At 65.6% G+C, this 4664-nt stretch carries 1 protein-coding gene; it reads left to right on the plus strand.

Going from position 1 to position 4664, the window contains the following annotated elements:
* Positions 1–4664, plus strand: a 4664-nt coding sequence (locus tag AC27VN_RS33275) for a beta strand repeat-containing protein (protein ID WP_490879323.1), incomplete at both ends; no start/stop codon positions are given.

Consider the following 4664-nt stretch of genomic DNA (forward strand, 5'->3'; position numbering starts at 1 on the left):
CTGGGCAGCAACTCGCTGGCGAACACGGCCGCGGGCGTGGTCGGCTACGACCCGGGCACCGGCACCGCCGCGAAGAGCGGCACGGCGATCGCCGACACCACCAGCACGCTGGCGGCGGTGAGCGTGGGCGGCAATGGCCAGTTGCGCCAGATCACCAACGTGGCCGCGGGCGCCGCGGACAGCGACGCGGTCAACGTGAGCCAGCTCAAGGCCGTGAGCCAGGTCGCGAACGCGGGCTGGAACGTGGCGGCCAACGGCGAGGCCACGGGCGGCAACGTCGCGCCGGGCGGCAAGGTGGACTTCGGCAATTCGGATGGGAACGTCACGATCACCCGCACCGGGACCGATCTCGATGTGAAGCTGGCCGATGACGTGAAGGTCAACAACAGCGTGACGGTGGGCCAGAGCGTGCTCAACACCACGGGGCTGACGGTCAACAACGGGACCACGACGACCGCCGTGTCGGCGGGTGGCGTGAGCAGCGGGACGGTGAATCTCAGTGGGGTCACGAACGACATCCAGGGGTTGAGCAACAAGACGCTGACCGATCCGAGCTTTGCGACGGTGGGGCGTGCGGCGACCGAAGAGCAGTTGAAGCTCGTCGATCAGACCGCCAATGCGGGCTGGAACGTGACGGCCAATGGCGCGGGTTCGTCGACGGCGAACATCGGCCCGAACGGCAAGGTCACGTTCAATGGCGACAGCAACATGACCGTGACGCAGACGGGGGCTGCCAATGACGGCCAGGTGAATGTCGCGCTCAACAAGGACGTGAACCTCACGGCGGCGGGCAGCCTGAGCACGGGCAACAGCCGGGTCGACAACGCGGGCCTGACCGTCAACGACGGGACCACCACGACGGCTGTGTCGGCTGGGGGCGTGAGCAGCGGTACGGTGAATCTCAGCGGTGTGAGCAACGACATCCAGGGGCTGGGCAACAAGACGTTGACCGATCCGAGCTTCGCGACGGTCGGTCGTGCCGCGACCGAGGAGCAGCTGAAGCTCGTCGACCAGACCGCCAATGCAGGCTGGAACGTGGCGGCCAATGGCGAGGCCACGGGTGCGAACGTGGCGCCGGGCGGCAAGGTGGACTTCAGCAACTCGGACGGCAATGTCACGATCACTCGCACGGGCACCAATCTCGACGTGAAGCTGGCCGACGATGTGAAGGTCAACAACAGCGTGACCGTGGGGCAGAGCGTCGTGAACACCACGGGTCTGACCGTCAACAACGGAACCACCACGACGGCCGTCTCGGCCGGTGGCGTGACCAGCGGCACAGTGAACCTCAGCGGCGTCACCAATGATGTCCAAGGCCTCAGCAACAAGACCCTGACCGACCCGACATTCGCGACCGTGGGCCGCGCAGCGACCGAAGAGCAGCTCAAGCTCGTCGACCAGACCGCCAACGCGGGCTGGAACGTGGCGGCCAATGGCGAAGCCACGGGCGGCAATGTGGCGCCGGGTGGCAAGGTGAATTTCGGCAACTCGGATGGCAACGTCACGATCCAGCGCACGGGCACTGATCTGGACTTCAAGCTGGCCGACGACGTCAAGGTCAACAACAGCGTGACCGTGGGGCAGAGCGTGGTGAACACGACGGGTCTGACCGTCAACGACGGCACCACCACGACGGCGGTGTCGGCGGGTGGTGTGAGCAGTGGCACGGTCAAGCTCAGCGGTGTCACGAACGACATCCAGGGCCTGAGCAACAAGACCTTGACCGGTCCGACGTTCGCGACTGTCGGTCGTGCGGCGACCGAAGAGCAACTGAAGATCGTCGACCAGACGGCCAATGCAGGCTGGAATGTGGCGGCCAACGGCGAAGCCACGGGTGCGAACGTTGCGCCTGGCGGCAAGGTCGACTTCAGCAATTCGGATAGCAACGTCACGATCACCCGCACGGGTACGAACCTGGATGTGAAGCTGGCTGACGACGTGAAGGTCAACAACAGCGTGACGGTCGGCCAAAGCGTTGTGAACACGACAGGGCTGACGGTCAATAACGGAACCACCACGACGGCCGTCTCTGCCGGTGGCGTGACCAGCGGCACAGTGAGCCTCAGTGGTGTCACGAATGACATCCAGGGCTTGAGCAACAAGACGCTGACCGACCCGAGCTTTGCGACCGTGGGCCGCGCGGCGACCGAAGAGCAGCTCAAGCTCGTCGACCAGACGGCCAACGCAGGCTGGAACGTGGCGGCCAACGGCGAGGCCACAGGCGCGAACGTTGCGCCCGGCGGCAAGGTGGATTTCAGCAACTCGGATGGCAACGTCACGATTACCCGCACGGGCACCGATCTCGATGTGAAGCTGGCCGATGACGTGAAAGTCAACAACAGCGTGACGGTGGGGCAGAGCGTGCTCAACACCACGGGGTTGACGGTCAACAACGGGACCACGACGACGGCCGTGTCGGCCGGTGGCGTGACCAGTGGAACGGTGAACCTCAGCGGTGTCACCAACGACATCCAGGGGCTGAGCAACAAGACGCTGACCGATCCGACATTCGCAACCGTGGGCCGTGCCGCAACGGAAGAGCAGCTCAAGCTGGTCGATCAGACCGCCAGCGCGGGCTGGAACGTGGCCGCCAATGGCGAAGCGACCGGCGGCAATGTGGCGCCGGGTGGCAAGGTCGATTTCAGCAACTCGGACGGCAACGTCACGATCACCCGTACCGGGACCAACCTGGACGTGAAGCTCGCCGATGACGTCAAGGTCAACAGCAGCGTGACGGTCGGCCAGAGCGTCGTGAACACGACGGGACTGACCGTGAACGACGGCACGACCACCACGAAGGTGGCGGCGGGTGGCGTGACCAGCGGCACGGTCAACCTCAGCGGGGTCACGAACGACATCAAAGGTCTGAGCAACAAGACCCTGACCGATCCGACATTCGCGACCGTGGGCCGTGCTGCAACGGAAGAGCAGCTCAAGCTGGTCGACCAGACCGCCAACGCGGGCTGGAATGTGGCCGCCAACGGCGAGGCCACGGGCGGCAATGTGGCACCGGGTGGCAAGGTGAACTTCGGCAACTCGGATGGCAACATCGCGATCCAGCGCACGGGCACCGATCTCGACTTCAAGCTGGCCGACGACGTCAAGGTCAACAACAGCGTGACCGTGGGCCAGAGCGTCGTGAACACGACGGGCCTGACCGTCAACAACGGCACGACAACCACGGTCGTGTCGGCGGGCGGCGTGACCAGTGGCGCGGTCAACCTCAGCGGCGTCACGAACGACATCCAGGGCCTGAGCAACAAGACCCTGACCGATCCGACATTCGCAACCGTAGGCCGCGCAGCAACCGAAGAACAGCTCAAGCTGGTCGACCAGACCGCCAGTGCAGGCTGGAACGTGACGGCCAATGGCGCGGGCTCGACCATGGCCAACATCGGCGCGAACGGCAAGGTCACGTTCAATGGCGACAGCAACATGACCGTGACGCAGAACGGCGTGGCCAACGACGGGCAGGTGAATGTGGCGCTCAACAAGGACGTGAACCTCACGGCCTCGGGCAGCCTGAGCACGGGCAACAGCCTCGTCAACAACGCGGGCCTGACGGTGAACGACGGGAGCACCGCGACAGCCGTGTCGGCCGGAGGCGTGAGCAGCGGCACCGTCAAGCTCAGCGGCGTCAGCAACGATATCCAGGGCCTGAGCAACAAGACCCTGACCGACCCGACATTCGCGACCGTGGGCCGCGCAGCGACTGAAGAGCAGCTCAAGCTCGTCGACCAGACCGCCAATGCGGGCTGGAACGTGGCGGCCAACGGCGAAGCCACGGGCGGCAATGTGGCGCCGGGTGGCAAGGTGAACTTCGGCAACTCGGATGGCAACGTCACGATCCAGCGCACGGGAACTGATCTGGACTTCAAGCTCGCCAACGACGTCAAGGTCAACAACAGCGTGACGGTGGGCCAGAGCGTCGTGAACACGACAGGCCTGACAGTCAACAACGGGACCACCACGACGGCGGTGTCGGCGGGCGGCGTGACCAGCGGCACGGTCAAGCTCAGCGGTGTCACGAACGACATCCAGGGCCTGAGCAACAAGACGCTGAACGATCCGAGCTTTGCGACCGTGGGCCGTGCAGCAACGGAAGAACAGCTCAAGCTCGTCGACCAGACCGCCAGCGCAGGCTGGAACGTGGCCGCCAACGGCGAAGCCACGGGCGGCAATGTGGCGCCGGGCGGCAAGGTGAACTTCGGCAGCTCCGACGGCAACGTCGCGATCCAGCGCACGGGCACCGACCTCGACTTCAAGCTCGCCGACGACGTCAAGGTCAACCACAGCGTGACCGTGGGCGACACGGTGATGAACAACGCCGGCGTGGCCGTGGGGCCGGACGTCAAGCTCGGATCGACCGGGCTGACGATCGCGGGCGGTCCGAGCGTGACCACCTCGGGCATCGATGCCGGCGGCAAGGTGATCGCCAACGTCGCGCCGGGCGTGGCCGACACCGACGCGGTCAACGTGAGCCAGCTCAATGACACGGTGGACAAGGGCAAGACCAGGTACTACAGCGTGAACTCGACCGGCGGCGGCAACGAGCAGAACGACGGCGCCACCGGTGCCGACGCCATCGCCTCGGGCAAGGACGCGAAGGCCGCGGGCGACAACGCGGTGGCCATGGGCACGGCGGCGCAGGCCACTGGGGCCAG

It is taken from the genome of Variovorax sp. 20P10.2.4 (genome assembly GCF_058244205.1).